This is a genomic window from Paracoccus simplex (genome assembly GCF_042648325.1).
In the GTDB taxonomy this organism is placed as follows: Bacteria; Pseudomonadota; Alphaproteobacteria; order Rhodobacterales; family Rhodobacteraceae; genus Paracoccus; species Paracoccus simplex.
This window is the reverse complement of record NZ_JBHRXE010000037.1, coordinates 1-25,727: the sequence shown is the minus strand read 5'-3', so window position 1 is coordinate 25,727 and position 25,727 is coordinate 1. Positions and strand designations below refer to the sequence as shown.

Below are 25,727 nucleotides of genomic sequence, written 5' to 3'. Positions count from 1 at the left end.
GGGGATCGAAGGGGGGGCAAGTCAAGCTAGAGGGTGGCGCCTTTGCCGGCGGCAAGCCCGGCGAAGATGAAGAAATTCACCAGCGCATGCGCCAGGGCGCCCGCGCCCGCCGTGCCCGAGGACAGCCGCGCCGCCATCATGAAGGGCGCGATCAGCGCCGCGCCGGCGATCATCGTCGCGGCACCCTGCCCGGAAAGCCGGGCGGCGCCCATTGCCGGCGCCAGGTGCCACAGCACGAACAGGGCCGCCGCCAGAACCTGCGCGGCTGGGCCCGGCCGCGGGATCAGGGCGCCGCGCCAGAACCCTTCCTCGAGCGTGCCGTTCAGCAGCGCCGCCAGCGCCACCGCCGCCAGCACATGCGGCGAAAGCCGGCCCGGCGCATCGCCCGACCACAGCGCGGCGGCCGCGACCAGAGCGGCCAGGGCCAGCACCGCCGGGGCCGAGGGACGGCGCAGGCGCAGCGACCATTCGCCGCAGCGGCGCAGCGCCAGGGCCAGCAGCGCCCAATAGACGGCCAGCCCGGCCAGATAGCCGTCGAGCGGCCGCAACCCGCTTTGCCCCAGCAGGTGGAACAGCCCCGCCAGCGCCGGAAACGCCAAAAGCGTCGCCGCCGCCAGCCGGCGGTTCATCAGGTGACCTGTTCCAGCCGCTCGCGCGAGATGTCGCCCGGCACGATGGTGATCGGGCAGGGCAGGCTAGCCATTTCGCGCAAAAGCCGGGTGACCAGCGGCCCCGGCCCGGCGCTTTCGGTCGAGGCGGCCAGCACCACCACGCCGATTTCGGGATCCTCGTGGATCTGCGCCAGCAGTTCGGTGCCCGGCTCGCCCTCGCGCACCACCAGCTCCGGCTCGATGCCGGGGCGGTCGCGCATCCATTTGGCAAAGACCTCGTAATGCGCCTCGATCCGCTCATAGGCTTCGGCGCGCATCACCTCGGCCACGCCCATGCCGTGCTGGATGGCATTGGCCGGAATCACCGCCAGCACCTGAACGCCGCCGCCGGTCTTGGCGGCACGCAGGGCGGCATAGCGGATGGCGTTCAGACATTCGCGCGAATCGTCCAGAACCACCAGAAATTTCCGCATCGTCCCCTACCGGCAGCCCCGATTTGAGCAAAGACTGGCCGAAAGGACACTGTTGCGCAAGTCTTGTGCTGTTTCCCTCTTGCGTCGGTTCCTAATTCACAGACCCTGTGTTACGCGAGATATGTTAGCCAAATCGCCGAACACGGGACGGAATCGTGACGATCCATCAAGACTGGGAAAAGACCGACATCGCGCGGCTTGCCACATTGCCCCAGCCCGAGATGTCGTGGTTCAAGGGCGAGGCGCATGGACGCGACGTGGCGGCCATGCCGGTCTCGAAACGGCTTTTCGACATCGCGCTGGCGCTGATCCTGCTGGTGCCGCTGTCAGTCGTCATGGCGGCCTTCGCGCTGCTGCTGGTGGTGGTGCAGGGGCGGCCGATCTTCTACACCGCGCCGCGGATGATCGCGCCGGGCCGGTCCTTCACCCATCTGAAGTTCCGCACCATGCTGCGCCAGGACGGCGATTTCGGCGTCACCGGCGCGCACAAGGCCTGGCGCATCACGCCGCTGGGCCATTTCATGCGCCGCACCCGCATCGACGAATTGCCGCAGCTTTTCAACATCCTGCGCGGCGACATGAGCTTTGTCGGCCCGCGTCCGACCATCCGCGAATACGTGGACCGCTACCCGGTCGTCTATGGCCAGGTGCTGAAAAGCCGCCCCGGCGTCACCGGTCTGGCGACGCTGATCTATCACCGGCACGAGGACAAGATCCTGCGTCGCTGCGACAGCGCCGAGGCCACCGAGGCCGCCTATGCGCAGCGCTGCCTGCCGACCAAGCTGAAGATCGACCTGATCTACCAGCGCAACCGCACCATCTGGCTGGATCTGTGGATCCTGTGGCGCACGGTGCTGATCGTCGTCTACAAGGACGAGCGCCCGCGCCGCCGCGGCCGCGACTGATCCCGCCTCCTGCCGCCTTTTCGCGATCGGCGCCCTTACCCATCTGGTCCAAGCCCGCATTGCAGCGTAAGAGCTGACCTGAAAGCGTAAGGGGAAGATCTTGCATCGAAAGATCCTGGTAACGGGCGGGGCAGGGTTCATCGGCAGCCATCTGGTCGAACGGCTTCTGGCCGCCGGCGACGAGGTGATCGTGCTCGACGACCTGTCGAGCGGCCGGCGCTGCAATCTGCCCGCCGGCCTGCGGCTGGTTCCGGGCGACGTGCTGGACGCAGAGCTGCTGGGATCGCTGCTCGTCGGCGTGGATTGCGTCATACACCTGGCGGCGCGGGTCTCGGTGCAGCTTTGCATCACCGACTGGATGGCGGCGCACCGGGTCAATCTGGGCGGCACCATCGCTGTCCTGCAAGCCGCGCAGCGGGCGGGCAATGTGCCCGTGGTCTATGCCTCGACGGCGGCCGTCTACGGCAACCGTTCGGGCACCGATTGCCGCGAAACCGACCTGCCGCTGCCGATCTCGCCCTATGCCGCGGACAAGCTCGCCTGCGAGCATCAGGCCCGGGCCATGGCCGAGGTGCATGGCCTTGCCTCGGTGGGGCTGCGGTTCTTCAACGTCTATGGTCCGCGCCAGGATGCGGCCTCGCCCTATGCCGGGGTGATCTCGAAATTCTGCGCCAACCGGCTGGCGGACCGCCCGCACCTGATCTTTGGCGACGGGCTGCAAAGCCGTGACTTCATCTATGTCGCCGATGTGGTCGACGGCCTGCTGCGCGCCGCGGATCATGTCGCGGGTCAGGGCGGCGCCGAGGTCTTCAACCTGTGCACCGGCACCGAGACGACGCTGCTGGAGCTTGCGGCGCAGATCGACCGGGTGGCGGGGCGCGGGACAAGCGCGATCGACCATGCCCCGGCGCGCGGCGGCGACATCCGCGCCTCGCGCGGCAATCCCGAGGCGGCGCGGGCCCGACTGGGTTTCACCGCGCGCATCCAGGTTGCCGAAGGGCTGCTGCAGTTCTGGGCGGCTCAGGCGCCGAAGGGCGCCGGCGCGTAGCCCACGCCCGTCAGATACAGCCCCTGCGGCGGGCAGACCGGGCCGCAGGCGGCGCGGTCGCGCGCCTGCAGCGCCTCGGCCACGCGCGCGGGCGGCCATGCCCCGGCACCGACCCGTTCCAGCGTGCCGACGATCGAGCGGACCTGGTTGTGCAGGAAGGATCGCGCCCGCAGGTGAAAGCGGTATTCGCGGCCCTGCGGCACGGCCAGTTCCTCGATGCGGATCTCGTCCAGGGTCTTTACCGGGCTTTTCGACTGGCACATGGTCGAGCGGAAGCTGGTGAAGTCGTGCAGGCCGATCAGATGGGCGGCGCCGGCCCGCATCGCCCCGGCATCCAGCGGCTGCGACACCTGCCAGACCCGGCCGCGGTCATGGGTGGCGGGCGCGCGCCGCGCCAGCAGGCGGAAGGTATAGCGCCGCTCATGCGCCGAGAAGCGGGCGTGGAAATCCTCGGCCACCCGCGTCGCGGCAAGGATGGCGACCGGGGCGGGCTTCAGGTGCCAGTTCAGCGCCTCGGACAGCCGGAACGGATCCCAGTCGCGGACCAGGTCGGCATGGGCGACCTGGCCGGTGGCATGGACGCCGGCATCGGTGCGCCCCGCCGCGGCGATCCGGCTGCCTGCGGCGAAACCGGGATCGAGCCGGGCCAGCGCCGCCTCGACGGCGCCCTGCACGCTGGGCCGGTCGGCCTGGGCCTGCCAGCCGGCGAAGGGACCGCCGTCATATTCGATCAGCAAGGCAAAACGGGGCATGTCTCTCAGCGGCGCTGCTTGTCCGCGTCGCGCGGGATCAGCAGGTCGTCCATGGTCATCGGTCGCTGCAGCTCGGCAGGGTCCGATGCGGGGTCGGGCAGGGTGGCGGCGGGGCGCAGCCCCTCGCGCGCCAGGCGGTCGCGCAGCACGCTGATCTCGATGTCGAGGTCGGTGCGCCCGCCCTCGAGCAGCCTGGCGCTGCGGGCGGCAAATTCGGTTTCCAGGTCGTCGAGCAGGGTTTCGTAATCCTGCCGCGCCCGCGGGTCGCGGGACTGGGCGTAGAGATCGGCGAATTTCACCGTCGCGTCGCGGGCGCCCTGCAGATAGACGCCCAGATAGCGGCGCAGGGCGCCGATATTGTCGGGATTGTCCTCGACATGGCCGAAAAGCTCGCGCGCGGTGGCGGCGAACAGGCCGACCCGGGCCTCGAGCCGGCGGTCGCCGGTGCGCAGGATGGCGTCCTGCATGGCCTTGAGATGCGCCTCGCCCTCGGTGACGATGCGCTGGGCGCGGTCCTGCTGCACGCCGTCGATGCCTTCCATGCCCTTGTCGCGCAGGGGATCGGTGCCGAAGGCCAGCCAGTGCAGCACCGCGCCGGCGACGCCGATCACCCCGGCGCCGGCCTCGGCCCCCGGCACATAGGCGCCGACGGCAAGGCCGAGCCCGGTCAGGATGCCGCCGAACAGCTTGCGCGGGATCGCCGGACGGCGGGCGACGCGGCGGGCGTCATAGGCGGCCTCGGCCTGCAGCCCCTCGCGGGTCATCCACATGCCCGAGGCGAGGCTGCCGAAGCCGATGAGCTGCAGCGCGAGGCCGGTCGGATCCTGCCAGAAGGCGCTGATCAGCAGCGGCGTCGCCATGATCGTGACCCAGCGGGTGCGCGATTCCAGCGGGTGCCGGACCTCGCCCGGCGCCGGGCGCGCGGGCGGGCGCGGGTCGGTTCCGTCCAGCCGGGGCTGCGGCGAGAAGCGGCCGCCGAAACGCCTTGCCATCGCTGCCCCCTTTCAGCCCGCGCCCACGAAGGAGGCGTAGAGCGTCAGGCCCATCAGCAGGAAGAAGGACAGGCGCTGCATGGCTTTCTGGGACATGGGCTTCCTTTCGGTGCGTCGGGCTTTGGGTTCGGCGGAGGATCCGCAGGGGATTTGCCCGCAGGATATAGGGCTTGCCGGCCGCGAACGGAAGGGCGGGGGCGCGAGGGCTCTGCCCCCCGGCCTGATGCGCCCCGAGGCGGGACGCATCAGGCGCTCCCCCCGGGGTATTTGGGAAACGGCGAAAGCCGGTTCCGGGCCGGAGCGGATGCAAGCGGGGCAGGCCGGAGCGGGTGATGCGACGCGCCCTGGTTCCGACCACCGCAAACGAAGGGCGCAGAAAACCGCGGAGGCGTTCCCCGACCGCTTGCCCGGCGCCCCGAATTTCTTGCGATTTGCCTGGAATCATGGAGCGGGTGATGGGAATCGAACCCACGTATTCAGCTTGGAAGGCTGCTGCTCTACCATTGAGCTACACCCGCGTCGCGCCCTTCTATAGGGGCTGGCGGGGCGTCGCGCAAGCGTCGCGCGCTTGACGCCTGCGGGGCGGCGGGGCAAGCAGGGCGGCATGATCGATATCCGTCCCGTGGCCAATATCGTCGGCAAGGTCGTCGTCACGCTGGGGGCGGCGATGGCGCTGCCGATGCTGGTCGACTGGTGGCATGGCGACCCGCACTGGCTGATCTTCCTGGAATGCGGCATCCTGACCATGCTGGGCGGCGGGCTGGTGGCGCTGTCGACGCGGCAGGCCGACAAGTCGCTGACCATCCAGCAGGTGTTCCTGCTGACCGCGATGCTGTGGCTGGTGGTGCCGGTGGCGGGCGCGCTGCCCTTCATCCTGGGGGCGCCGCAGGTCGGCTTCACCGACGCCTATTTCGAGGCCATGTCGGGCCTGACCACCACCGGCACCACGGCCTTTCCCGATCTGGACGGGCTGCCCAAGGGCACCAACCTGTGGCGCGCCTTCCTGAACTGGTCCGGGGGGCTGGGGATCATCGTGGTCGCCATGATCTTCCTGCCGGTGATGAAGGTCGGCGGCATGCAGTTCTTCCGCTCGGAGGGCTTCGACACGCTGGGCAAGATCCTGCCCCGCGCCTTCGACATCGCCCGCGAGATGACCGGCGTCTACATCGCCATGACCGGGCTGTGCATGGTGGTCTACATCCTGCTGGGCATGAAGGGCTTCGACGCGCTGGTGCTGGCCCTGTCCACCTGCTCGACCGGCGGGTTTTCCAATTACGACGCCAGCTTCGCGCCCTTCATCGGGCCGGCGGAATATGCGGCGTCCTTCTTCATGATCCTGGCCTCGATTCCCTTCATCCGCATGGTGCAGCTGATCCGTGGCTCGGCCGAGCCGATCTGGAACGACACCCAGATCCGGGCCTATCTGCGCTGGACCTTCTATGCCATCGCGGTGATCGTGCTTTATCGGCTGTTGTGGCTCGAGACGCAGAATCCGTTCGACGTGATCCGCGAGACCGTCTTCAACGTGATCTCGACCTTTTCCGGCACCGGCTTCGCCTCGACCGACATGACGCAATGGGGGCATTTCCCGCTGGTCATCCTGATCATCGTCGGGCTGATCGGCGGCTGCACCGGCTCGACCTCGTGCTCGGTCAAGGTGTTCCGCTATCTGGTGCTGTTCCAGGCGGTCAAGGCGCAGCTGCGGCGGATGCAGTCGCCGCACCGGGTCTTCCCGCTGCTTTACGGCGGCCGACCGCTGGAGGAGGACGTGGTCGATTCGGTCATGGCCTTCTTCACCCTGTTCATCCTGTCCTTCGGCCTGCTGATCGTCGGGCTGGCGCTGACCGGGCTGCATTCGCGCACGGCGCTGACCGCGGCCTGGACCGCCATCGCCAATGTCGGCGTGGTCTGGGGGCCGGAGCTGACGCCCAGCGGTGCGGTGACGGATTTCCCCACCGCCGCGAAATGGCTGATGACCTTCGGCATGTATCTGGGCCGGCTCGAGCTGATCTCGGTGCTGGTGCTGTTCCTGCCGCGGTTCTGGCGCGCCTAGTTCCGGCTAGTCCTGCGCCACGGCCGGGGCGATGGCCGGGGTCTCGGGCCGGGCCTCGCCGGCGCCGGGGGCGAAGCGGCTCAGATTGTCCGAGATCTCGGCCGCCAGCCGGTGCTGGTCCTCGGGGTCCGAGATCGGCCAGATCAGCACGAAGCCCTGCACGCGGCCGTCCACCACCCGGCCCTCGGCATGGCCGATATGGGTCTGGTTGCGCCCGTCCAGCGTGACGCTGCCGCGTTCCACCCTGCGTTCGGGCGCCGGCACCCAGCCAAGCGCGGTGACCAGGCCGGCAAGGTCCAGCATCTCTTGCCGGCCGCCGGGCTGGCTGAACAGGATCAGCGCCGCGCCCGAGCCTTCCTTCGGCCCATAGATCGACAGCGCCCGCTCGGCGCGGTCGAATTGCAGCTTGTCCATCGGCGCCGGCAGCGCCAGCCCGGTATGGCTGTCCCGAAGCGCGGTCAGGCCCATCTCGGCGCGCCAGGCCTCGCGCCGCCGGATCAGCTCGGCCATGGCGGTGGCGGTGTCGGGCGAGGCGCGCAGGCGCACGATCTCCTCGGCGATGGCGGCGCGGGTCTTGGGGCCGTCCTTGCCGTCGATGCCGCCGTCGTAATGGCCCGCCCAACGCAGGGCGCGCTGAATGTCCTCGAGCGGCGGCATGGCCGCCGGGGCGGCGTCCGGGGCAGGAGGGGCGCCCAGCTCCGGCACCTTGCCGATGATCGCGATCTCGCCCATGTCCTCGGCGGCCGAGAGGAACGCGTCCCTGGGTACGGCGCCGGCGGCCTTGAACGCCTTCAACCAGGCGGCGCCGGTCGCCTCGTCCAGCGGGCCGAAGGCGATGGCCGAACGGCCGTTGGGCAGGGTCCAGAGCCCGGCTTCGGGCAGGGTCTCGCGCCATTTCGCCAGCAGCTCCTCGGCACGGGCCCGGTCGGTGCTGGATTCGAGGCGCAGGAAGAATTGCGCCGGCGCGGGTTCGGCGGCGGGGGCCGGCTCGGCTGCCGCGGTTTCGGGTTCGGCCGCAGCCGCATCCGCAGTCGCCGGCTGACCCGCGCCCTGCGGGAAGGTCGAGGCATTGCCGGTCGCCGTCTCGGGCGCTGCCGGCGCGGCCGCCGGGGTCAGATCGCGGCCCGCCGCGGCGGCCAGGAAGCTGTCGCCCGGCACCTTGCGTTCCTGTTTCAGTCGCTCCAGCCGCGCCGCCGCCTCGTCGCGCGGCATCGGACCAAGCGCGATGCCGACCCAGCCATCGGCCAGCGGGAAGGTCACGACATCGGAGAATTGCGCCCCCCAGCCTTCGGCACTGGCGCGGGCGGCTTCGGCGCCGCGCTTGGCCTCGATGCGGATCACCACATCCTCGGCCTGCGCCGCCGGGGCAAGAGCCAGCGGCAGAGCCGCGCCGATGACGAATGCAAAGCGCCGCATGGGCATGTCCCTCTTACATTGACCCTGCGCCGCCCTCTGCCTAGAAGGCGGCAGACATTTCCTGCCAGTTATGCCGAAGGAAGCCCCGATGACCAGCCCAAAGGACAATCAGACGGCGAAACCCGTCTGCTTCCAGGACGTGATCCTGCGCCTGCAATCCTATTGGGCGGCCCAGGGCTGCGCGGTGCTGCAACCCTATGACATGGAGGTCGGCGCCGGCACCTTCCACCCGGCGACCACGCTGCGCAGCCTGGGCGCCCGGTCCTGGGCCGCGGCCTATGTCCAACCCTCGCGCCGGCCGACCGACGGCCGCTACGGTGAGAACCCGAACCGGCTGCAGCACTACTATCAGTATCAGGTCATCATCAAACCCTCGCCGGCGAATCTGCAAGACCTGTATCTAGGCAGTCTCAAGGCTATCGGCCTCGACCCGATGATCCACGACGTGCGCTTCGTCGAGGACGACTGGGAAAGCCCGACGCTCGGCGCCTGGGGCCTGGGCTGGGAGGTCTGGTGCGACGGCATGGAGGTCAGCCAGTTCACCTATTTCCAGCAGGTCGGCGGCCATGACTGCAAGCCGGTCTCGGGCGAGCTGACCTATGGGCTTGAACGGCTGGCGATGTATGTGCTGGGGGTCGAGCATGTCATGGACATGCCCTTCAACCACCCCGACAGCCCGATCCCGCTGACCTATGGCGATGTCTTCCGCCAGGCCGAGCGCGAATATTCCCGCTGGAACTTCGAGCAAGCCGACACCGAGACGCTGCTGCAGCACTTCAAGGACGCCGAGGCGGAATGCGAGCGCATCCTGTCGGCCCCGGAAACCGACAGCGCCGGACGCCGGATCCCGATGGCGCATCCGGCCTATGACCAGGCGATCAAGGCCAGCCATCTGTTCAACCTGCTGGACGCGCGCGGCGTGATCTCGGTCACCGAGCGGCAGGCCTATATCGGCCGGGTCCGGGCGCTGGCCAAGCGCTGCGCCGACCTGTTCGTCACCACCTCGGCCGCCACCGGCGAACCCTTGCCCGCCTTCCCGGTCGGAGCCTGACACGGTGAGCGGCAAGGTCATCGCCATCTTCTTCGCGGTGCTGGCGCTGGTCGCCGGCATCGGCATGTATTACCTGCAGGTCTATCACTATTACCGCGAGGTCGAGGAGCCGCCGCGCAGCATCGCCCTGGCCGGCGGGCCGGTGCTGCCGGTTTCGGACTATCGCGGCATCTATTCGGTCAGCTCGCCGCTGGCCGACCGCGCCTGCTTCACCACCGACCCGGCGGCGGCGACTGGCGCGCAGGTCTATGCCACGCCGACGCCGCTGATCCCGCCGCGCTGGTTTCGCTGCTTCGACCCTGCCGCGCTGACCGAAGACCTGGCCGCCGGCCGGGCCACCGCTTATCTGGGGCAGCACGACGTGGCGCCCAAGATCGACAATGTCATCGCCGTCTATCCCGACGGGCGTGCCTATGAATGGCATCAACTGAACGAAGAAGCCGAAGAGAAAAGGACCATCGACTGATGCCCGATTTGCTGATCGAACTCTTTTCGGAAGAAATCCCGGCCCGGATGCAGGCCCGCGCCCGCGAGGACCTGAAGAAACTGGTCACCGACGGGCTGGTCGAGGCCGGCCTGACCTATCAATCCGCCGGTGCCTTTTCGACCCCCCGCCGCCTGGTGCTGGCCGTCGAGGGCCTGACCGCCCATAGCCCCACCACGCGCGAGGAGCGCAAGGGCCCGCGCACCGATGCGCCCGCGGCGGCGCTCGAAGGCTTCCTGCGCTCGACCGGACTGACGCGCGAGCAGCTGGAAGCGCGCGACGACAAGAAGGGCCAGGTCTGGTTCGCCAGCATCACCAAGCCCGGGCGCCCGGCCGCCGAGATCGTGGCCGAGGTGCTGGAAACCGCCATCCGCACCTTCCCCTGGCCCAAGTCGATGCGCTGGGGCGCGGGCAGTCTGCGCTGGGTGCGGCCGCTGCACTCGATCCTCTGCCTGCTCTCGGACGAAACCGGCGCCAATGCCGTGCCGCTGGAAATCGAGGGCATTCGCGCCGGCGCCACCACCCGCGGCCACCGCTTCATGGCCCCCGACGCCTTCACCGTCTCGGGTTTCGAGGATTACGCCGCGAAACTGCGCCGCGCCCGCGTCATGCTGGACCCTGCCGAGCGCGAGGCGGCGATCCGGCAGGAAGCCGCCAACCTCGCCTTCGCCCGCGGCTGGGAGATCGTGCCGGACGAAGGGCTGCTCTCCGAGGTCGCCGGTCTGGTCGAATGGCCGGTGGCCCTGATGGGCGCCATCGAGGACCGCTTCCTGACGCTGCCGCCCGAGGTGCTGCAAACCTCGATGAAAGAGCACCAGAAATTCTTCTCGGCCCGCAACCCCAAGACCGGCCGCATCGAGGGCTTCGTGACGGTCGCGAATATCGAGACCCCGGACCATGGCGAGACGATCCTGAAGGGCAACCAGCGCGTGCTGGCCGCCCGCCTGTCCGACGCCGCCTTCTTCTGGGAAAACGACCTGCGCGAGGCGCGCGCCGGCATGGCCGACTGGGCCGAGGGGCTGGCCCACGTCACCTTCCAGAGCAAACTCGGCTCGCAAGCCGACCGCATCGCCCGCATCGCGGCCTTGGCGCGCGAGATCGCGCCGCTGGTCGGCGCCGATGCCGGCCGGGCCGAGGAAGCCGCCCGGATCGCCAAGCTCGACCTGCGCTCGGCCATGGTCGGCGAGTTCCCCGAGCTGCAAGGCACTATGGGTCGCTATTACGCGCTCGAGGCGGGCAAGGACGCGGCGGTGGCCGACGCCGCCCGCGACCATTACTCGCCGCTGGGGCCATCCGATGCCGTGCCCACGGCGCCGGTTTCGGTGGCGGTGGCGCTGGCCGACAAGCTCGACACGCTGACCGGCTTCTGGGCTATCGACGAAAAGCCCACCGGCTCGAAAGACCCCTTCGCGCTGCGCCGCGCCGCGCTGGGGGTGATCCGGCTGGTGCTGGGGAACGGGGTGCGCGCCAGTCTCGCCCGGACCATCGGCAAGGCCTATCCGGGCGCCGATGCCGCCGATCTTCTCGCCTTCTTCCACGACCGCCTGAAAGTCTTCCTGAAAGACCAAGGCATCCGCCACGACATCATCGACGCCGTGCTGGCCATGCCCGGCAACGACGACCTGGTGCTGCTGGTGAACCGCGCCACCGCCCTCAACGACGTGCTCAAGACCGGGGACGGCACCAACCTGCTGCAAGGGCTCAAGCGCGCCGGCAACATCCTCGCCCAGGCCGAGGAAAAGGACGGCGTCGAATACAGCTTCGGCGCCGACCCGAAATTCGCCGAGACCGACGCCGAACGCGCCCTGTTCGCCGCCCTCGACCAGGCCGAGCCCACGATCCGCGAGGCCGTGCGGCTCGAGGATTTCCCGGCCGCGACCCAGGGCATCGCCAGCCTGCGCGCGCCCATCGACGCCTTCTTCGAGACGGTGCAGATCAACACCGACAACCAGATCACCCGCCGCAACCGGCTGAACCTGCTGTCCCGGATCCGCGAAGCCGGCCGGCTGATCGCGGATTTCGGCCGCATCGAGGGCTGACCGGCCCTTCACCGTTTCACAAATACCCACCGGGGGCGCGGGGGCGGTCGGCCCCCGCTCTTCGCACTTGCAGCAATGCACCGGCCATGCCTAATGTGACGGCACCATGACCGCGCTGACAGATCCCGGAGCCATCGTCGAAATCACCCCCTCGGCGGGGATCCAGACCGCACGCCACGGCTGGCGCGCCAAATGCCTGCAGCGCCTGATCCGCATGGAGCTGCCGGTGCCGACCAGCTTCGCGCTCTCGGCCGAGGCGGTGCGCGCCATCTCCGCCGGACAGATGCCCGACCGCGCCCGCCTCGCCGCCATCATCGAGCGCGCCGACGGGCTGGTCAGCGTGCGGCCCTCGGCGATGAACCCGGCCTGGGGCGGACCGGGCACGGTGCTGAACGTGGGCATCAACCACGCATGCCACGCCCGGCTGGTGGAAAGCCGCGGCAAGGCGGCGGCCGACGCCATCTATCTGGGCTTCGTGCAATCCTACGCGATCCATGTCGCCCGGCTCGACCCCGACATGTTCTCGGACAGCGAGGGCGGGCTCGACGCCGCGCTGCGCGCCTATGAGGACGAGACCGACGAGGAATTCCCCCAGGATCCGGCCCGGCAGCTGGCCGAGGTGCTGCGCAGCATGGCGCGGGCCTGGGACGGGCCGACCGCCCGGCTTCTGCGCCAGGCCAAGGGGGCGCCGGCCATCGCGCCGCTGGGGCTGGTGGTGCAGGATATGGCGCTGGCCATCGGGCCGGGCGTCACCGGCTCGGGCACCATCCAGTTCATCGACAGCGTGACCGGCGCGCCGCGCATCACCGGCCGCTTCCGCGGCCAGAGCCAGGGCCGCTCGAAGGGCGAGGGGGCCGAGACGCTCTACCTGACCTGCGATCCGCGCGGCCCTTCGCTGCAGGAAGCCGCGCCCGAGGTCTTTGCCGACCTGGTCCGCTTCGGCGTTGCCGCCCGCGAAAGGCTGCGCGAGGAGATGCAGATCGAATTCGTGGTTTCGGACAGCCGGCTCTCGATCATCGATGCGGTGCGGGTAAGCCGCAGCTCGCGGGCCAGCGTCCGCATCGCCGTGGCGCTGGCCCGCGACGGCATCATCCCGGCGGAAGAGGCGGTGATGCGGGTCGAGCCGCGGGCGCTTTCGGACCTGTTGCACCACCAGGTCGATCCGCGCGCGCCCCGCGACATCATTGCCCGCGGCATCAATGCCAGCCCCGGCGCCGCCACCGGCCGCGTCGTCTTCACCGCCGCCGCCGCCCAGGCCGCCGAGGCGCGGGGCGAGCGCTGCGTGCTGGTGCGCCGCGAGACGGTGCCCGAGGACATCCGCGGCATGCATGCCGCCGTCGCGGTGCTGACCGAGCGCGGCGGCATGACCAGCCACGCCGCGGTGATCGCGCGCGGCATCGGCCTGCCCTGCATCGTCGGGGCCAGCGGCATCTCGATCGACCCGCGCGCCCGCACCATGCTGGTCGGCGGCCGCATTTTCCGCGAGGGCGAGGAGCTGACCATCGACGGCACCTCGGGCGAGGTGCTGGCCGGCGCCGCCGAGATGCTGGAGCCGGCGCTGGACGAGAGCTTCACCCAGCTTCTGGAATGGGCCGACGCGCATTGCCGCATCAAGGTGCGCGCCAATGCCGACACGCCCGAGGACGCCCGCACCGCCCGCATGTTCAACGCGCAAGGCATCGGGCTGTGCCGCACCGAGCACATGTTCTTCGACGACGAGCGGCTGCCGGCCATGCGCGAGATGATCTTCGCCGGGAAGCCCGAGGACCGCCGCCTGTCGCTGGAGCGCCTGCTGCCCATGCAGCGCAGCGATTTCGCGGCGCTGTTCGAGATCATGGCCGGCCTGCCGGTCACCATCCGGCTGTTCGACCCGCCGCTGCACGAATTTTTGCCACATGACCGCGAGGGGATGCGGGAACTTGCCGAATCGCTTGACCTGCCCTTGTCGGACGTGACCCGCCGGGTCGAGGCGCTGTCGGAATTCAACCCGATGCTGGGCATGCGCGGCGTGCGGCTGGGCATCACCGTCCCCGAGATCTATGACATGCAGGCCCGCGCCATCTTCGAGGCCACCATCGAGGCCAGCCATAACGGCGACCCGGTGGTCCCGGAAATCATGATCCCGCTGGTCAGCGCCCGGCGCGAGGTCGAACTGGTCAAGACCCGCATCGACGCCGTCGCTGCCGCCGTCCGCAACGAGACCCGCAAGGACTTCACCTATCGGCTGGGCGTCATGGTCGAAACGCCGCGCGCCGCGCTGCGCGCCGGCGACATCGCCGAGCATTCGGCGTTCTTGTCCTTCGGAACCAATGACTTGACCCAGATGACCTATGGGCTGTCGCGCGACGATGCCGGCCGCTTCATGGGCACCTATGTCAACCAGGGCGTCTATGCCGAGGATCCGTTCCACATCCTGGACCAGGACGGGGTGGGCGAGCTGGTCGCCATCGGCGCCGACCGCGCCCGCAGCCACAAGCCGGGCATCACCATCTCGGTCTGCGGTGAGCATGGCGGCAACCCCGAATCGATCGCCTTCTGCTTGCGCGCCGGGGTGAATTACGTCTCGTGTTCGCCCTTCCGGGTGCCGGTGGCGCGGCTTGCCGCGGCGCAGGAATCGATTCTCATGGCCCGCGAAGAGGCGGAATCGGCGGCTGGCGACAGGTCCTAAGACCAGCCGGTTTTGGCCGGAATTCGCCCGTTAACCTTTTTGCGGTCGGCGGGTTTCCGCCAGAATCCAGCAAATTCAATCGAATCCGGCCTCTCACGCGCATGTGGGCTGGATCGGTCTTGGCGGTTTCGGGCCTTTAACGGTCAGTTCACGGCCCGGAACGGGTCTTCCCGACGAAACTGACCGGGTCTGCTCCCCGGACCGAAAACAGGACCGACATGCTGCTCAACAAGTCATGGCTGGCGCGCGTTTCCGTGTGTGTTGCCGTCGCACTCTCGCCCTTCGCCGCCGCTCCGGTCCTGGCCGATGCCCAGCACCAGGTCGCCCACGAGACCAAGCAAGAGATCAAGACCGTCCGCACCGCGACCGGCCTGCACCAGATCAGCCAGCGCGATCTGCAATGCCTGTCCGAGGCGCTTTACTTCGAGGCCCGCGGCGAAGGCGTCAATGGCCAGCGCGCCGTGGCCGAGGTCATCCTGAACCGCGTCGATCATCCGCGCTTTCCCAAGACGGTCTGCGGCGTGGTCAACCAGCGCGGCCAGTTCACCTATAACAAGGGCGCCCGCATCCGCGAAAAGGGCACCTTCGCCCGGGTGCAGAAGGTCGCGATGGCGGCGCTGGCCGGCGCGCCGCGCACGCTGACCAATGGCGCGACCTATTTCCACGCCCGCGGCGTCCGGCCGTCCTGGTCCAAGCGCTTCGAGCGCACGATCCGCATCGGCAGCCACACCTTTTATCGCTCGGATCGCCGGTTCGCCTCGAACTAAGGTCGCAGGCTGACGCATTCCTTCCGTGGATTTCGCGATCCCGTCTCTTGCGGCGGGGCCATTTTCCTGAAAACACAGGCGGCATGGACCAGCCAGACCGCATCCACCTGCGCGACTACATCGTCTCGGCCGAGATCGGGGCGTTTCAGACCGAGCGGGGTCACCCGCAGCGGCTGCGCTTCAACATCGACGTCGACCTGGCGACCCATGTCGTCGGCGTGAACGACGAGGTGGACCGGATCCTCAGCTATGACATCCTGACCGGCGCCGTGGCGGCCGGGCTGGCGGATCGCCGCTATGACCTGCTGGAGACGCTGGCCGAGAAGATCGCCGCGCAGATCCTGGCGCATCCGCGCGCCGCGCAGGTCTCGGTCATGGTCGAAAAGCTGGACCGCATCCCCGGGGCGCTGGGCGTGACGCTGGTGCGTCGCCAGGCGCGGGTCGAGGCCGACGACATCGCGGCGCCGATCCGGGTGGTTTTCCACGGCCGCGACATGGTGCTGCCCGACGGCGCCGTGGCGCTGGTCCCCGACGCGCCGCGCCTGCCCCTGCCGCAGGGCGGCAACGCGCGCGAGATCGAGTTGCTGGCGCTGGACCAGGCCGCCTGGGCCCTGGCCGGCCATCTGGGACTGACCGTCGCCGACAGCCGCACCGAGCTCGACTGGGCGGCAAGCGAAGGCCGCGTCGTGGTCTGGGCCCCGGCCCGGATGGTGCGCGACGTGGCGGGTCTCGCGGCCGAGCCGCAGGCGCTGGCGCTGTGGCTGGCCGAACGGCTGGGGGCGAGCCGGCTCGACTGGGCTCTGCCCTCGGGCGCGGCGGAGCCTTCGGTGCCGGCGGGTTTTCGCGTTCCGACCGGACGGATCTGATCTTCGCGCTTGAATCGGCTGCCGGCCGGCGTAGAGACCCGAAGCATGACCGATTACTTCCGCCCCATCCCTTGCGAAACCGGCCGCTGGCAGCTTGCCGGCGGCTGGCTGCGCTTCTCTCGATTCGAGCTTTTGCGCCGCGGTCAGGCGCCGCGCGTGGTGGACAGCGCCCCCGACGCGGTGCTGGCGGCGCTGACCGGGCCCCGCGCGCCGCTCCTGGGCCTGTCGCAGGACCGGCCGCGCATCATGGGCATCGTCAATGCCACGCCCGACAGCTTCTCGGATGGCGGCGCCTATGACGGGGCGGCGCAGGCGCGGCGGCTGGCCGGGCAGGGGGCCGAGATCCTGGATATCGGCGGCGAATCGACCCGGCCCGGCGCGCAGGAGGTGCCCGCGGCCGAGGAAATCGCCCGCGTGACCCCTGCCATCGCAGCGGGCCGTGCACTGGCGGCGGTGTCGATCGACACCCGCAAGGCCGAGGTGGCGCGGGCCGCCATCGCCGCCGGGGCGGGACTGGTCAACGATGTCTCGGGCTTCGATTTCGACCCGGCCATGGCGGCGACGGTGGCGACGGCGGGCGTGCCGGTCTGCCTGATGCACGCCCAGGGCATCCCCCAGACGATGCAGGACAACCCGACCTATGGCGACGTGCTGCTGGACGTCTATGACGCGCTGGCCGAGCGCATCGCGCGGGCCGAGGCGGCGGGCATACGCCGCGACAGGATCGTGATCGATCCGGGCATTGGTTTCGGCAAGACGCAGGCGCATAATCTGGCGATCCTGCGGCGGATCTCGGTCTATCACGGGCTGGGCTGCGCCGTGCTGCTGGGGGTGTCGCGCAAGCGGTTCATCGGCAGCATCGGTGGCGCCGACGAGCCGGCCGAGCGGATGGCGGGCACGCTGGCGGTGACGCTGGCCGGGGTCGCGCAGGGCATACAGATCCACCGCGTCCATGACGTGGCGGAAACACGGCAGGGCCTCGCCCTCTGGCGGGCCGTGACCACAGAAACGAGTTGAGCGGGGCAAGATGAGCAGGAAACTTTTCGGCACCGACGGCGTCAGGGGCCGCGCCAATACCCATCCGATGACGGCCGAGATGGCGCTGCGCCTGGGTGCCGCCGCCGGCCGCTATTTCCGCCGCAACGGCGAGGATCGCCACCGCGTCGTCATCGGCAAGGACACCCGCCTGTCGGGCTACATGCTGGAAAACGCGCTGACCGCCGGGCTGACCTCGACCGGCATGAACGTGTTGCTGCTGGGCCCGGTGCCGACCCCGGCGGTGGGCTATCTGACCCGCTCGATGCGGGCGGATGTGGGCATCATGATCTCGGCCAGCCACAACCCGGCGCATGACAACGGCATCAAGTTCTTCGGCCCGGACGGCTTCAAGCTCTCGGACGAGGCCGAGGCCGAGATCGAGGCCATCGTGGCAGGCGAGATCACCCCGGCGCAGCCACAGAACATCGGCCGCGCCAAGCGCATCGACGATGGGCGCGGGCGCTATGTCGAATATGCCAAGACCACCTTCCCGGCCGGACAGCGGCTCGAGGGGCTGAAGGTGGTGGTCGATTGCGCCAACGGCGCCGCCTATCGCGCCGCCCCGGACGTGCTGTGGGAACTGGGCGCCGAGGTGATCCCGCTGGGCGTGTCCCCGAACGGCCACAACATCAATGACGGGTTGGGCTCGACCCATCCCGAGGCTTGCGCCCGCGCGGTGCTGGAGCATGGCGCCGACATGGGCATCAGCCTGGATGGCGATGCCGACCGGGTGATGATCGTCGATGAAAGGGGCCAGGTGGCGGATGGCGACCAGATCATGGCGCTGCTGGCCGATCGCTGGGCGGCGCAGGGCCGGCTGCGCGGCGGGGCGCTGGTGGCGACGGTGATGTCGAACCTGGGGCTCGAGCGGTTCCTGCAGGGCCGGGGATTGCGGCTGGAGCGGACCGCTGTCGGCGACCGCTACGTGGTCGAGCGGATGCGCGGCCAGGGCTTCAACCTGGGCGGCGAGCAGTCGGGCCATATCGTGATGACCGATTACGCCACCACCGGCGACGGGCTGATCGCCAGCCTGCAATTCCTGGCGGCGCTGGCGGATAGCGGCCGGCGCGCCTCGGATCTAGTGGTGCAATTCCAGCCGGTGCCGCAGTTGCTGAAGAACGTGCGCTATGCCGTCGGGGCCGATCCGCTGTCCCAGGAAAGCGTGCAGGCCGAGATCGCGCGGGCCGAGGCGCGGCTGGACGGCTGCGGCCGGGTGCTGATCCGCAAGTCCGGCACCGAGCCGTTGATCCGGGTCATGGCCGAAGCCGAGGACGAGACCGTGCTGCGCGAGGTGGTCGAGAATATCGTCGCGGCGGTGGAACGGGCGGCCTGACCGCGGGCGCGGGTCGCGCCGCTGGCGAGGTTGGCCGGGGTATTTGGAAAACGGTGAAACGGGGCACAGGCGTGCCATGGCGGCGCGGCGGCGCTTTCACCGTTTCACAAATACCCATGCTGCGGTGACGCGGGCGTTCCGCATGAGCGTTGCAGCACAGGGACGCGTCAGAGCGCCGTCGGGTCGTAATCGTAGAGCCAGGCGAAGCGCTCGATCAGCCGGGTCGGGGCCAGGCGCGAGACGGCGCGCAGCCCGGCATGGGCGACGGCGCGGGTCGGGCCGCGCAGGTGGTAGTTGCGGGCATTGGCATTGGCCGCCTCGACGATCCGCTGGCAGCGCGGCTGGCGCAGGGCCTGGAAGCGCGCCAGGGCGGTCTGCTGGTCGGGGCCGGCGTCGAGGCAGGCGGCCAGTATCCAGGCATCCTCGATCGCCATGACCGCGCCCTGGGCCATGAAGGGCAGGGTCGGATGCGCCGCATCGCCGATCAGCGCCCGCCGGCCGTCCTGCCAATGCGCGGCGACCGGATGGCGAAAGAGGCCCCAGATGCCGACCCGCTCGACCTGTTCCAGCCAGCCGGGTACCGGGCCGCCGAAGCGCGCGAAGGCGGCGCGCAGTTCGGCCGGATCGCCGGAGATGGACCAGCCTTCCTCGTGCCAGTCGGGACGTTCGACCACGGCGACGATATTGCGCTGGCCCTGGCCCAGCGGATAGCTGACCAGGTGCCGGCCCGGTCCCATGAACACCTGGGCCGCGGGCACGGCATCGGATTCGGCCGGGATCAGCGCCCGCCAGGCGGTCTGGCCGGTGAAGAACGGCGTCTCGGCGCCGTTCAGCGCCGGGCGCAGCCGGCTTTTCACCCCGTCGGCGCCGATCAGCAGCGGCACGTCGGGCAGGGCGGTGACCTCGTGGCCCAGCTCGATCCGGGCACCGGCCTCGCGCGCCGCCTGTTCCAGCAGCGTGACCAGCCGGGCGCGATGCACCAGCCGGAAGCGGTCCTGCGGGCGATGCCGGGCCAGGTCCAGCACCGCGACCGGCCGGCCGGCGGAATCGCGCAGTTCGACCCGCTGCGAGGGTGCCGAGATCGCCCGGAAGCGCGGCCACAGCCCCAACGCCTCGATCACCCGCACCGCGTTGGGCGAGATCTGCAGGCCGGCGCCGACCTCGCGCAGCGCGCCGGCGCGTTCCAGCACGGTGACAGCAAAACCGCGCTGCGCCAGCGCGCAGGCGGCGGTCAGGCCGGCGATGCCGGCGCCGATGATGGTGACGGGGGGCGGGCTCAGCGTCGCACCTCGGCGCTGGTGCCGGCGCGGACCTGGTCGAGCCGGTCCTGCGGCAGATCGGGGCGTCGCCGCCGCATCTCGGTCAGGTCGGGGGCCGCGGCGCCGGTCCAGCTTTCGCCGCCGCAAAGCACCACGACCTTATCCTCGCGGCGGATCGTGTTCCCGAGCCCGGTCACCATCGGCCTGCCGGTGGGGCGGACCGTGCCGCCGCCCGGCGCGGCGTGGCGGACCCCCAGCCTATGGAAATCCCGGCCGACGCCAGAGATCGGCGGGGTTCCCCAATCCGCGGCCCGGTCGGGCGGCAGGATCGTCACGGGTTTCAAGCTGTGGTCCGGCATGCTTGCTCCTTTCGGGCTGCGAGGCCGGGGCGGCTGCGGGCTCAGTCGTCGCGATGCACGCGCTCGCGCCGCTCGTGGCGCTCCTGCGCCTCCAGCGTCATGGTGGCGATGGGACGCGCGTCCAGCCGCTTGAGGCTGATCGGCTCGCCGGTCATCTCGCAATAGCCGTATTCGCCGGTCTCGATGCGGCGCAGCGCCGCGTCGATCTTGGCGACCAGCTTGCGCTGGCGGTCGCGGGTGCGCAGCTCCAGCGAGCGGTCGGTTTCCTCGGAGGCGCGGTCGGCCAGGTCGGGCACGTTGCGGGCGCTATCCTGCAGACCTTCCAATGTCTCGGCGGACTGGTCCAGCAGCTCCTGTTTCCATGCAATCAGCTTGCGGCGGAAATATTCGAGTTGCCGCTCGTTCATGAAAGGTTCGTCTTCGGCGGGGCGATAATCTTCGGGCAGAAAGGTCTGGGCTTTCATCGTTCCTCCGGGAGCCGGGCGACTGGATGCCCGATCCTTGGCGCCCGCATAAAGTATGGCAGACCAATTGTCACTAGGCCATTCCGTCAGGTTTTGTCCGCCGCTTGCGAAGCCGGCGGCTGCTGGCTAGGGTCGCGCAGATTGCGCAAAGGACAGGCGGATGCAGTTTTCCTCGACCGAAACCTATGTGGCGCCCGCCGATCTGGCGATGGCCGTCAACGCGGCGATCACGCTGGAACGCCCCCTGCTGGTCAAGGGCGAGCCGGGCACCGGCAAGACCGAACTGGCGCGGCAGGTCGCCGCCAGCCTGAACCTGCCCATCGTCGAATGGAACGTGAAATCGACCACCCGCGCGCAGCAGGGGCTTTACGAATACGATGCCGTGTCGCGGCTGCGCGACAGCCAGCTGGGCGAGGCGCGGGTGCATGACATCGGCAATTACATCCGCAAGGGCAAGCTGTGGCAGGCCTTCGAGGCGCCGGGCAAGGTCGTGCTGCTGATCGACGAGATCGACAAGGCCGACATCGAGTTCCCGAACGACCTGCTGCAGGAACTCGACCGCATGGAGTTCCACGTCTACGAGACCGGCGCGACGGTGGTGGCCCGGCACCGGCCGGTGGTCATCGTCACCTCGAACAACGAAAAGGAATTGCCGGACGCCTTCCTGCGCCGCTGCTTCTTCCACTACATCCGCTTTCCCGATGCCGAGACGCTGAAGCGCATCGTCGAGGTGCATTATCCCGGGCTGAAGCGCCGCATCCTCGACGAGGCGCTGAGCCAGTTCCTGGAACTGCGCGAGGTGCAGGGGCTGAAGAAGAAGCCCTCGACCAGCGAGCTTCTGGACTGGCTCAAGCTGATCCTGGCCGAAGACCTGTCGCCCGAGGATCTGAAGCGCCCGGCCGGCGAGATGCTGCCCAAGCTGCACGGCGCGCTGCTGAAGAACGAGCAGGACGTGGCGCTGTTCGAGCGGCTGGCCTTCATGGCCCGGCGGCAGCGATGATCCGCGAACTGCGCCCCGAGGACCGCGCGCCCTGGCAACGCCTCTATGAGGGGTACCAGGCCTTCTATGGCTTCCACGACCGGCCGGCGGCATTCTACGACAAGGCCTTCGCCCGGCTGGTCTCGGGCGATGCGCGCGATTTTCACGGGCTGGTCTGGGACGAGGGCGGCCGGCTGCTGGGGCTGACGCATTACGTCTTTCACCCGAATCTCTGGCGCGACGAGGGGGTCTGCTATCTGCAGGACCTGTTCACCGCGCCCGAGGCGCGCGGCCGCGGCGTGGCGCGGGGGCTGATCGAGGCCGTCTATGCCGCCGCCGACCGGGCCGGCGTGCCCGCGGTCTATTGGCTGACGGCCGAGGACAACTATCCGGGGCGGATGCTTTACGACCGGGTGGCGGCGAAATCGCCGTTCATCCGCTACAACCGCAAGCTCTGAAACGGAGAAGGGCGGCCCAGGGCCGCCCTCTCGCATCACCGTCCCAAGTGATCAGCGCAGGCCGGTGGCCTTCAGCAGGCCCTTCTTCTTGGCCTCGTAGTAATAGCCGCGCGCATACCATTTGACGGCGGCGTCCTTGTTGCCATCGGCGACCATATAGGCGCCGCGCAGGTATTTGACCCCATATTTGAGGTTGGTCTCGGCATCCAGAAGCCCCTGGGCGCTGCCCTGGTAGCCCATGCCGCGCGCCGTGGCCGGCAGGATCTGCATCAGCCCGTAATAGGGGCCGTTGCGGGCGCCGGGGCGATGGCGCGATTCGCGGATGATGACGCGATGCACCAGATCGGTCGGCACATCGTATTCGGCGGCGTATTTGTTGATCAGCCGCCGCAGTTCCGGGGTCTCGTTCGCGTGCAGGCCAACGGTCTCGGCGGCCGAGGCGCGCGGTTCAACCAGATAGCGGCGGTCGGGGTCAACCCGGTTATCGCCGCAGGCGCTGACGGCCAGCACACCGCTCAGCACCAACAGACCGATCATGGATTTCATGGCTGCCCTCGTGTTTTCATTGACCAAGGGATTAGCCACAGCCGCGAGAGTCGGGGAATTCAAAAGAAACGGCCGCCCCGGTCGGGACGGCCTGTCGGCGGAATTTCGCCGTAAGGTTGCGGCAGTTTCGGTGGCAATCCGCCGATATGGCCCGATCAGGCGTGGATCGCGCCGTCTCCGCAGGCCAGCGCCGCCTCGCGCACCGCTTCCGAGCAGGTCGGATGCGCGTGGCAGGTCAGGGCGATGTCCTGCGCCGAGGCGCCGAATTCCATCGCCACGCAGACCTCGTGGATCATTTCGCCGGCATTCGGGCCGATGATGTGGCAGCCCAGCACGCGGTCGGTCTCGGCATCGGCGATCAGCTTGACGAAACCGTCGGCCTGGAACAGCGCCTTGGCCCGGGCATTGCCCATGAAGGGGAACTTGCCGATCCTGACCTTGCGGCCGCCTTCCTTCGCCGCTTCCTCGGTCAAGCCGACCGAGGCGACCTCGGGCGTGGTATAGATCACGCCGGGGATCACGTCGTAATTCACATGGCCATGCTTGCCGGCGATGACCTCGGCGACCGCCATGCCCTCGTCCTCGGCCTTGTGGGCCAGCATCGGGCCGGGCACCGTGTCGCCGATGGCATGGATGCCCGCCACATTGGTCTGCCAATGGCTGTCCACCTTGACGAAGCCGCGATCGGTCAGCGCCACCCCCAGCGTGTCGAGGCCCAGCCCGGCGAGATAGGGGCGGCGGCCGGTGGCGACCAGCACCGTCTCGGCCTCGATGGCATGTTCGCTGTCATCCTTGCGCAGCTTGTAGCTGACCTTGGCCTTGTCGCCCTCGACCGTGGCGCCCTGCACGGCGGCGCCGAGGACGAATTTCAGCCCCTGTTTCGCCAGGATCTTCTGGAACTGCTTCTGCACCTCGGCGTCCATGCCGGGGGTGATGGCGTCCAGGTATTCGACCACCGTCACCTGGGCGCCCAGCCGGGCATAGACCGAGCCCAGCTCCAGCCCGATCACGCCGGCGCCGATCACCACCATCGACTTGGGGATCTTCGGCAGCGCCAGCGCCCCGGTGGAATCGACCACCACGCCCGCCGCGTTGTCGACCTCGACCCCTTTCAGGCTGGCCGGCTCCGAGCCGGTGGCGATGACGATCTTTTTCGTCTCGTGGGTGGTGTCGCCGACCTTGACCTTGCCCGGCGCCTCGATGCTGGCCCAGCCCTTCAGCCAGTCGATCTTGTTCTTCTTGAACAGGAATTCGATGCCCTTGGTGTTGCCGCCGACCGTCTCGGCCTTGTAGCCCTGCATCTTTTGCCAGTCGACCTGCGGCGCGGCGCCGATCAGGCCCATCTTCTCGAAGTTCTCATGTGCCTCGTGCAGCATGTGGCTGGCATGCAGCAGCGCCTTCGAGGGGATGCAGCCGACGTTCAGGCAGGTTCCGCCCAGCGTCTCGCGGCCCTCGACGCAGGCGACCTTCAGGCCCAGCTGGGCGGCGCGGATCGCGCAGACATAGCCGCCGGGGCCGGCGCCGATCACGATCAGGTCATAGGTGGACATTCAGGACTCCTTGCATCAGCCGGTGCCGCTTGCGCCGGCGCGGTTCAGGTAAACAGGCTGGTGACGATCATCACCAGGGTGGCGAGAAATCCGACCGCCCAGATCAGCGAGCGCCAGGGCGACCAGCCAAGCGCATAGGCGGGGACATAGAGGATGCGCGCCAGCAGATAGAGCCAGGCGCAAAGCGTGGTCAGCGGGCTGCCGGCATCGGACAGCACCACCAGCACCACGGCGATGGTGAACAGGACCAGCCCCTCGAAATGGTTGTCCACCGCGCGGCGCAGCCGGCCGGTCAGGGCCGAGAATTCCGGCTGCCGGTCGCGCGGGCTGGCATTCCATTTCGCGCCCACGTCGCGGTTCATCGAGGCTGCGGCAAGGCCGATCTGCATGGCCTGCAGCAAGGCGGCCAGGGCCAGGGCGGTGGTCTCGGCGGCCATCAGGCGGTCTCGACGAAGTGGAACTCGGTGGCCGAAACGCCGGCCTGGCTGTTGAAGACCCCGGCCGCGCCCTCAAGATAGGCCCTGGCGGCCACGGCGTCACCGACCTGGAACAGCGCCCAGGCGCTCTGGTCGCTCTCGCGCCAAAGCTGCAACAGCGACAGGCCGTTATTGCCGCGATCCTCGGCATCCGCGTCGAAGGCGGTCTTGAAGGCGGCATAGCCGGCGACGGTGTAATGGGCGATCAACTGGGTCATGGGACAATCCTCCGTTGCGGCCCGGCTTCCCGTCAGGATGAGCGGCAAGGCGGCCCCGTGCGGGACAACGGAACAGGCCGGAAAGAGTTGCGCGAGACACGCATGGCGCGGATGCGCGCCCCGAGCGGGCCGGGGCGCGGCCGAAGCCGCACCCCGATGCGATCACAGATCCATCAGCAGCCGGCGCGGATCCTCCAGCGCCTCCTTGACGCGGACCAGGAAGGTCACGGCGCCCTTGCCGTCCACGATGCGGTGGTCGTAGCTCAGCGCCAGATACATCATCGGCCGGATGACGATCTGGCCGTCGACGACGACCGGCCGCTCCTGGATCTTGTGCATGCCCAGGATGCCCGATTGCGGCGGGTTCAGGATCGGCGAGGACATCAGCGAGCCATAGACGCCGCCGTTCGAGATGGTGAAGGTGCCGCCCTGCATCTCGGCCATGGTCAGCTTGCCGTCGCGGGCGCGCAGGCCCAGTTCGGCGATTTCCTTCTCGATCTGGGCGAAGCTCTTCTGATCGGCATCGCGCACCACCGGAACCACCAGACCGTTCGGCGTGCCCACGGCCACGCCCATATGGACGAAATGCTTGTAGACCACGTCGCTGCCGTCGATCTCGGCATTGACCTCGGGCACTTCCTTCAGGGCATGGCAGCAGGCCTTCACGAAGAAGGACATGAAGCCCAGCTTGACCTTGTGCTTCTTCTCGAACTGGTCCTTGTAGGTGTTGCGCAGGTCCATGATGCCCTTCATGTCCACCTCGTTATAGGTGGTCAGCATCGCGGCGGTGTTCTGCGCGTCCTTCAGCCGGCGGGCGATGGTGGCGCGCAGGCGGGTCATCTTGACCCGCTCCTCGCGCGCCGCGTCATCGGCCGAGCTGGGCGCGCGCGGCGCCTGGGCCGGTGCCGGGGCGGGCGAGGCG

26 protein-coding genes and 1 tRNA gene are annotated in these 25,727 nt (G+C 69.1%); 13 read left to right on the top strand and 14 right to left on the bottom strand.

Annotated features, from left to right (window positions below):
• Nucleotides 1–26 precede the first annotated feature (26 nt).
• Nucleotides 27–629, bottom strand: a complete 603-nt coding sequence (locus tag ACFOMP_RS12880) for a CPBP family glutamic-type intramembrane protease (RefSeq protein ID WP_379031165.1) — start codon at nucleotides 627–629, stop codon at nucleotides 27–29.
• Nucleotides 629–1,084, bottom strand: a complete 456-nt coding sequence (locus ACFOMP_RS12875; RefSeq protein ID WP_019352269.1) for a universal stress protein — start codon at nucleotides 1,082–1,084, stop codon at nucleotides 629–631. The genes ACFOMP_RS12880 and ACFOMP_RS12875 overlap by 1 nt, the downstream gene beginning before the upstream one ends.
• 155 nt (nucleotides 1,085–1,239) lie before the next feature.
• Between ACFOMP_RS12875 and ACFOMP_RS12870 the strand changes: the two genes are divergently transcribed.
• Nucleotides 1,240–1,989 carry a sugar transferase gene (locus tag ACFOMP_RS12870; protein WP_289893146.1) on the top strand — a complete coding sequence of 250 codons (750 nt, stop codon included), beginning with the start codon at nucleotides 1,240–1,242 and terminating at the stop codon, nucleotides 1,987–1,989.
• A 100-nt stretch (nucleotides 1,990–2,089) separates the two neighbouring features.
• Entirely contained in the window at nucleotides 2,090–3,037 is a 948-nt protein-coding gene (locus ACFOMP_RS12865) for an NAD-dependent epimerase/dehydratase family protein (protein WP_379031161.1), read from the top strand.
• On the opposite strand, the gene truA is transcribed toward ACFOMP_RS12865, so the two are convergent.
• The 3 genes from truA to ACFOMP_RS12850 form a co-directional block, all read right to left on the bottom strand.
• Nucleotides 3,010–3,789: a tRNA pseudouridine(38-40) synthase TruA gene (gene truA, locus ACFOMP_RS12860; RefSeq protein ID WP_379031158.1), complete on the bottom strand. Its 780-nt coding sequence runs from the start codon at nucleotides 3,787–3,789 to the stop codon at nucleotides 3,010–3,012. The two genes, ACFOMP_RS12865 and truA, sit on opposite strands and share 28 nt — an antisense overlap.
• Nucleotides 3,790–3,794: 5 nt before the next feature.
• The gene (locus ACFOMP_RS12855; protein WP_289893149.1) at nucleotides 3,795–4,781 is read right to left on the bottom strand and encodes a 5-bromo-4-chloroindolyl phosphate hydrolysis family protein; all 987 of its coding nucleotides are present in this window, start codon (nucleotides 4,779–4,781) and stop codon (nucleotides 3,795–3,797) included.
• 444 nt (nucleotides 4,782–5,225) lie between these two features.
• A tRNA-Gly gene (locus tag ACFOMP_RS12850) sits at nucleotides 5,226–5,299 on the bottom strand.
• An 86-nt stretch (nucleotides 5,300–5,385) separates the two neighbouring features.
• On the opposite strand from ACFOMP_RS12850, the gene ACFOMP_RS12845 reads away from it, so the two are divergent.
• Nucleotides 5,386–6,834, top strand: coding sequence for a TrkH family potassium uptake protein (locus ACFOMP_RS12845; protein WP_289893150.1), 1,449 nt, complete (start codon nucleotides 5,386–5,388; stop codon nucleotides 6,832–6,834).
• 6 nt (nucleotides 6,835–6,840) lie between these two features.
• On the opposite strand, the gene ACFOMP_RS12840 is transcribed toward ACFOMP_RS12845, so the two are convergent.
• Nucleotides 6,841–8,250, bottom strand: a complete 1,410-nt coding sequence (locus ACFOMP_RS12840; protein ID WP_379031153.1) for a peptidoglycan-binding domain-containing protein — start codon at nucleotides 8,248–8,250, stop codon at nucleotides 6,841–6,843.
• Nucleotides 8,251–8,338: 88 nt separating this feature from the next.
• Between ACFOMP_RS12840 and ACFOMP_RS12835 the strand changes: the two genes are divergently transcribed.
• From ACFOMP_RS12835 to glmM, 8 genes are all read left to right on the top strand, one after another.
• Nucleotides 8,339–9,301 carry a glycine--tRNA ligase subunit alpha gene (locus ACFOMP_RS12835; protein ID WP_289893152.1) on the top strand — a complete coding sequence of 321 codons (963 nt, stop codon included), beginning with the start codon at nucleotides 8,339–8,341 and terminating at the stop codon, nucleotides 9,299–9,301.
• A 4-nt stretch (nucleotides 9,302–9,305) separates the two neighbouring features.
• The gene (locus ACFOMP_RS12830) at nucleotides 9,306–9,767 is read left to right on the top strand and encodes a DUF6446 family protein (protein WP_379031150.1); all 462 of its coding nucleotides are present in this window, start codon (nucleotides 9,306–9,308) and stop codon (nucleotides 9,765–9,767) included.
• Nucleotides 9,767–11,824 (top strand): glycine--tRNA ligase subunit beta, encoded by a 2,058-nt coding sequence (gene glyS, locus ACFOMP_RS12825; RefSeq protein WP_379031147.1) that lies wholly within the window; start codon nucleotides 9,767–9,769, stop codon nucleotides 11,822–11,824. The genes ACFOMP_RS12830 and glyS overlap by 1 nt, the downstream gene beginning before the upstream one ends.
• Nucleotides 11,825–11,930: 106 nt before the next feature.
• Complete coding sequence (locus ACFOMP_RS12820) at nucleotides 11,931–14,492, top strand: putative PEP-binding protein (protein WP_379031143.1); 2,562 nt, start codon at nucleotides 11,931–11,933, stop codon at nucleotides 14,490–14,492.
• 218 nt (nucleotides 14,493–14,710) lie between these two features.
• The gene (locus ACFOMP_RS12815) at nucleotides 14,711–15,259 is read left to right on the top strand and encodes a cell wall hydrolase (protein WP_289893156.1); all 549 of its coding nucleotides are present in this window, start codon (nucleotides 14,711–14,713) and stop codon (nucleotides 15,257–15,259) included.
• A gap of 83 nt (nucleotides 15,260–15,342) precedes the next feature.
• A complete protein-coding gene (locus tag ACFOMP_RS12810; protein ID WP_289893157.1) occupies nucleotides 15,343–16,125 on the top strand; it encodes a dihydroneopterin aldolase in 783 nt (260 codons plus the stop codon).
• 45 nt (nucleotides 16,126–16,170) lie between these two features.
• Nucleotides 16,171–17,142 carry a dihydropteroate synthase gene (gene folP, locus ACFOMP_RS12805; RefSeq protein ID WP_379031139.1) on the top strand — a complete coding sequence of 324 codons (972 nt, stop codon included), beginning with the start codon at nucleotides 16,171–16,173 and terminating at the stop codon, nucleotides 17,140–17,142.
• Nucleotides 17,143–17,152: 10 nt separating this feature from the next.
• The gene (gene glmM / locus ACFOMP_RS12800) at nucleotides 17,153–18,496 is read left to right on the top strand and encodes a phosphoglucosamine mutase (RefSeq protein ID WP_379031136.1); all 1,344 of its coding nucleotides are present in this window, start codon (nucleotides 17,153–17,155) and stop codon (nucleotides 18,494–18,496) included.
• A 167-nt stretch (nucleotides 18,497–18,663) separates the two neighbouring features.
• Here the strand turns inward: glmM and ACFOMP_RS12795 are convergent, their stop codons facing one another.
• From ACFOMP_RS12795 to dksA, 3 genes are read right to left on the bottom strand one after another with little or no spacing between them, the layout of a single operon-like run.
• A complete protein-coding gene (locus ACFOMP_RS12795; RefSeq protein WP_289894852.1) occupies nucleotides 18,664–19,755 on the bottom strand; it encodes an FAD-dependent monooxygenase in 1,092 nt (363 codons plus the stop codon).
• A 17-nt stretch (nucleotides 19,756–19,772) separates the two neighbouring features.
• Nucleotides 19,773–20,114 (bottom strand): hypothetical protein, encoded by a 342-nt coding sequence (locus tag ACFOMP_RS12790; protein WP_379031133.1) that lies wholly within the window; start codon nucleotides 20,112–20,114, stop codon nucleotides 19,773–19,775.
• Nucleotides 20,115–20,155: 41 nt separating this feature from the next.
• The gene (dksA, locus tag ACFOMP_RS12785; protein WP_024842929.1) at nucleotides 20,156–20,578 is read right to left on the bottom strand and encodes an RNA polymerase-binding protein DksA; all 423 of its coding nucleotides are present in this window, start codon (nucleotides 20,576–20,578) and stop codon (nucleotides 20,156–20,158) included.
• Between the two features lie 160 nt (nucleotides 20,579–20,738).
• On the opposite strand from dksA, the gene ACFOMP_RS12780 reads away from it, so the two are divergent.
• Both ACFOMP_RS12780 and ACFOMP_RS12775 read left to right on the top strand, forming a co-directional pair.
• Nucleotides 20,739–21,578 carry an AAA family ATPase gene (locus ACFOMP_RS12780; RefSeq protein WP_289893161.1) on the top strand — a complete coding sequence of 280 codons (840 nt, stop codon included), beginning with the start codon at nucleotides 20,739–20,741 and terminating at the stop codon, nucleotides 21,576–21,578.
• Nucleotides 21,575–22,015, top strand: coding sequence for a GNAT family N-acetyltransferase (locus ACFOMP_RS12775; RefSeq protein ID WP_289893162.1), 441 nt, complete (start codon nucleotides 21,575–21,577; stop codon nucleotides 22,013–22,015). Before ACFOMP_RS12780 ends, ACFOMP_RS12775 begins: the two co-directional genes overlap by 4 nt.
• A gap of 51 nt (nucleotides 22,016–22,066) precedes the next feature.
• On the opposite strand, the gene ACFOMP_RS12770 is transcribed toward ACFOMP_RS12775, so the two are convergent.
• The 5 genes from ACFOMP_RS12770 to odhB form a co-directional block, all read right to left on the bottom strand.
• Nucleotides 22,067–22,561 (bottom strand): transglycosylase SLT domain-containing protein, encoded by a 495-nt coding sequence (locus ACFOMP_RS12770; RefSeq protein ID WP_019353763.1) that lies wholly within the window; start codon nucleotides 22,559–22,561, stop codon nucleotides 22,067–22,069.
• A gap of 155 nt (nucleotides 22,562–22,716) precedes the next feature.
• Nucleotides 22,717–24,111: a dihydrolipoyl dehydrogenase gene (gene lpdA, locus ACFOMP_RS12765; protein ID WP_379031128.1), complete on the bottom strand. Its 1,395-nt coding sequence runs from the start codon at nucleotides 24,109–24,111 to the stop codon at nucleotides 22,717–22,719.
• Nucleotides 24,112–24,155: 44 nt separating this feature from the next.
• Entirely contained in the window at nucleotides 24,156–24,548 is a 393-nt protein-coding gene (locus tag ACFOMP_RS12760) for an MAPEG family protein (RefSeq protein WP_289893165.1), read from the bottom strand.
• Nucleotides 24,548–24,805: a hypothetical protein gene (locus ACFOMP_RS12755; RefSeq protein ID WP_289893166.1), complete on the bottom strand. Its 258-nt coding sequence runs from the start codon at nucleotides 24,803–24,805 to the stop codon at nucleotides 24,548–24,550. Before ACFOMP_RS12755 ends, ACFOMP_RS12760 begins: the two co-directional genes overlap by 1 nt.
• A gap of 162 nt (nucleotides 24,806–24,967) precedes the next feature.
• A partial coding sequence (gene odhB / locus ACFOMP_RS12750; RefSeq protein WP_379031123.1) for a 2-oxoglutarate dehydrogenase complex dihydrolipoyllysine-residue succinyltransferase occupies nucleotides 24,968–25,727 on the bottom strand: 760 nt, incomplete at its 5' end.

Coding starts and splice junctions, on each gene's coding strand:
- ACFOMP_RS12880 (WP_379031165.1), bottom strand. CDS start 629: ATGAACCGCCGGCTGGCGGCGGCGACGCTTTTGGCGTTTCCGGCGCTG.
- ACFOMP_RS12875 (WP_019352269.1), bottom strand. CDS start 1,084: ATGCGGAAATTTCTGGTGGTTCTGGACGATTCGCGCGAATGTCTGAAC.
- truA (WP_379031158.1), bottom strand. CDS start 3,789: ATGCCCCGTTTTGCCTTGCTGATCGAATATGACGGCGGTCCCTTCGCC.
- ACFOMP_RS12855 (WP_289893149.1), bottom strand. CDS start 4,781: ATGGCAAGGCGTTTCGGCGGCCGCTTCTCGCCGCAGCCCCGGCTGGAC.
- ACFOMP_RS12845 (WP_289893150.1), top strand. CDS start 5,386: ATGATCGATATCCGTCCCGTGGCCAATATCGTCGGCAAGGTCGTCGTC.
- ACFOMP_RS12840 (WP_379031153.1), bottom strand. CDS start 8,250: ATGCGGCGCTTTGCATTCGTCATCGGCGCGGCTCTGCCGCTGGCTCTT.
- ACFOMP_RS12835 (WP_289893152.1), top strand. CDS start 8,339: ATGACCAGCCCAAAGGACAATCAGACGGCGAAACCCGTCTGCTTCCAG.
- glyS (WP_379031147.1), top strand. CDS start 9,767: ATGCCCGATTTGCTGATCGAACTCTTTTCGGAAGAAATCCCGGCCCGG.
- ACFOMP_RS12820 (WP_379031143.1), top strand. CDS start 11,931: ATGACCGCGCTGACAGATCCCGGAGCCATCGTCGAAATCACCCCCTCG.
- ACFOMP_RS12815 (WP_289893156.1), top strand. CDS start 14,711: ATGCTGCTCAACAAGTCATGGCTGGCGCGCGTTTCCGTGTGTGTTGCC.
- ACFOMP_RS12810 (WP_289893157.1), top strand. CDS start 15,343: ATGGACCAGCCAGACCGCATCCACCTGCGCGACTACATCGTCTCGGCC.
- folP (WP_379031139.1), top strand. CDS start 16,171: ATGACCGATTACTTCCGCCCCATCCCTTGCGAAACCGGCCGCTGGCAG.
- glmM (WP_379031136.1), top strand. CDS start 17,153: ATGAGCAGGAAACTTTTCGGCACCGACGGCGTCAGGGGCCGCGCCAAT.
- ACFOMP_RS12790 (WP_379031133.1), bottom strand. CDS start 20,114: ATGCCGGACCACAGCTTGAAACCCGTGACGATCCTGCCGCCCGACCGG.
- dksA (WP_024842929.1), bottom strand. CDS start 20,578: ATGAAAGCCCAGACCTTTCTGCCCGAAGATTATCGCCCCGCCGAAGAC.
- ACFOMP_RS12780 (WP_289893161.1), top strand. CDS start 20,739: ATGCAGTTTTCCTCGACCGAAACCTATGTGGCGCCCGCCGATCTGGCG.
- ACFOMP_RS12775 (WP_289893162.1), top strand. CDS start 21,575: ATGATCCGCGAACTGCGCCCCGAGGACCGCGCGCCCTGGCAACGCCTC.
- ACFOMP_RS12770 (WP_019353763.1), bottom strand. CDS start 22,561: ATGAAATCCATGATCGGTCTGTTGGTGCTGAGCGGTGTGCTGGCCGTC.
- lpdA (WP_379031128.1), bottom strand. CDS start 24,111: ATGTCCACCTATGACCTGATCGTGATCGGCGCCGGCCCCGGCGGCTAT.
- ACFOMP_RS12760 (WP_289893165.1), bottom strand. CDS start 24,548: ATGGCCGCCGAGACCACCGCCCTGGCCCTGGCCGCCTTGCTGCAGGCC.
- ACFOMP_RS12755 (WP_289893166.1), bottom strand. CDS start 24,805: ATGACCCAGTTGATCGCCCATTACACCGTCGCCGGCTATGCCGCCTTC.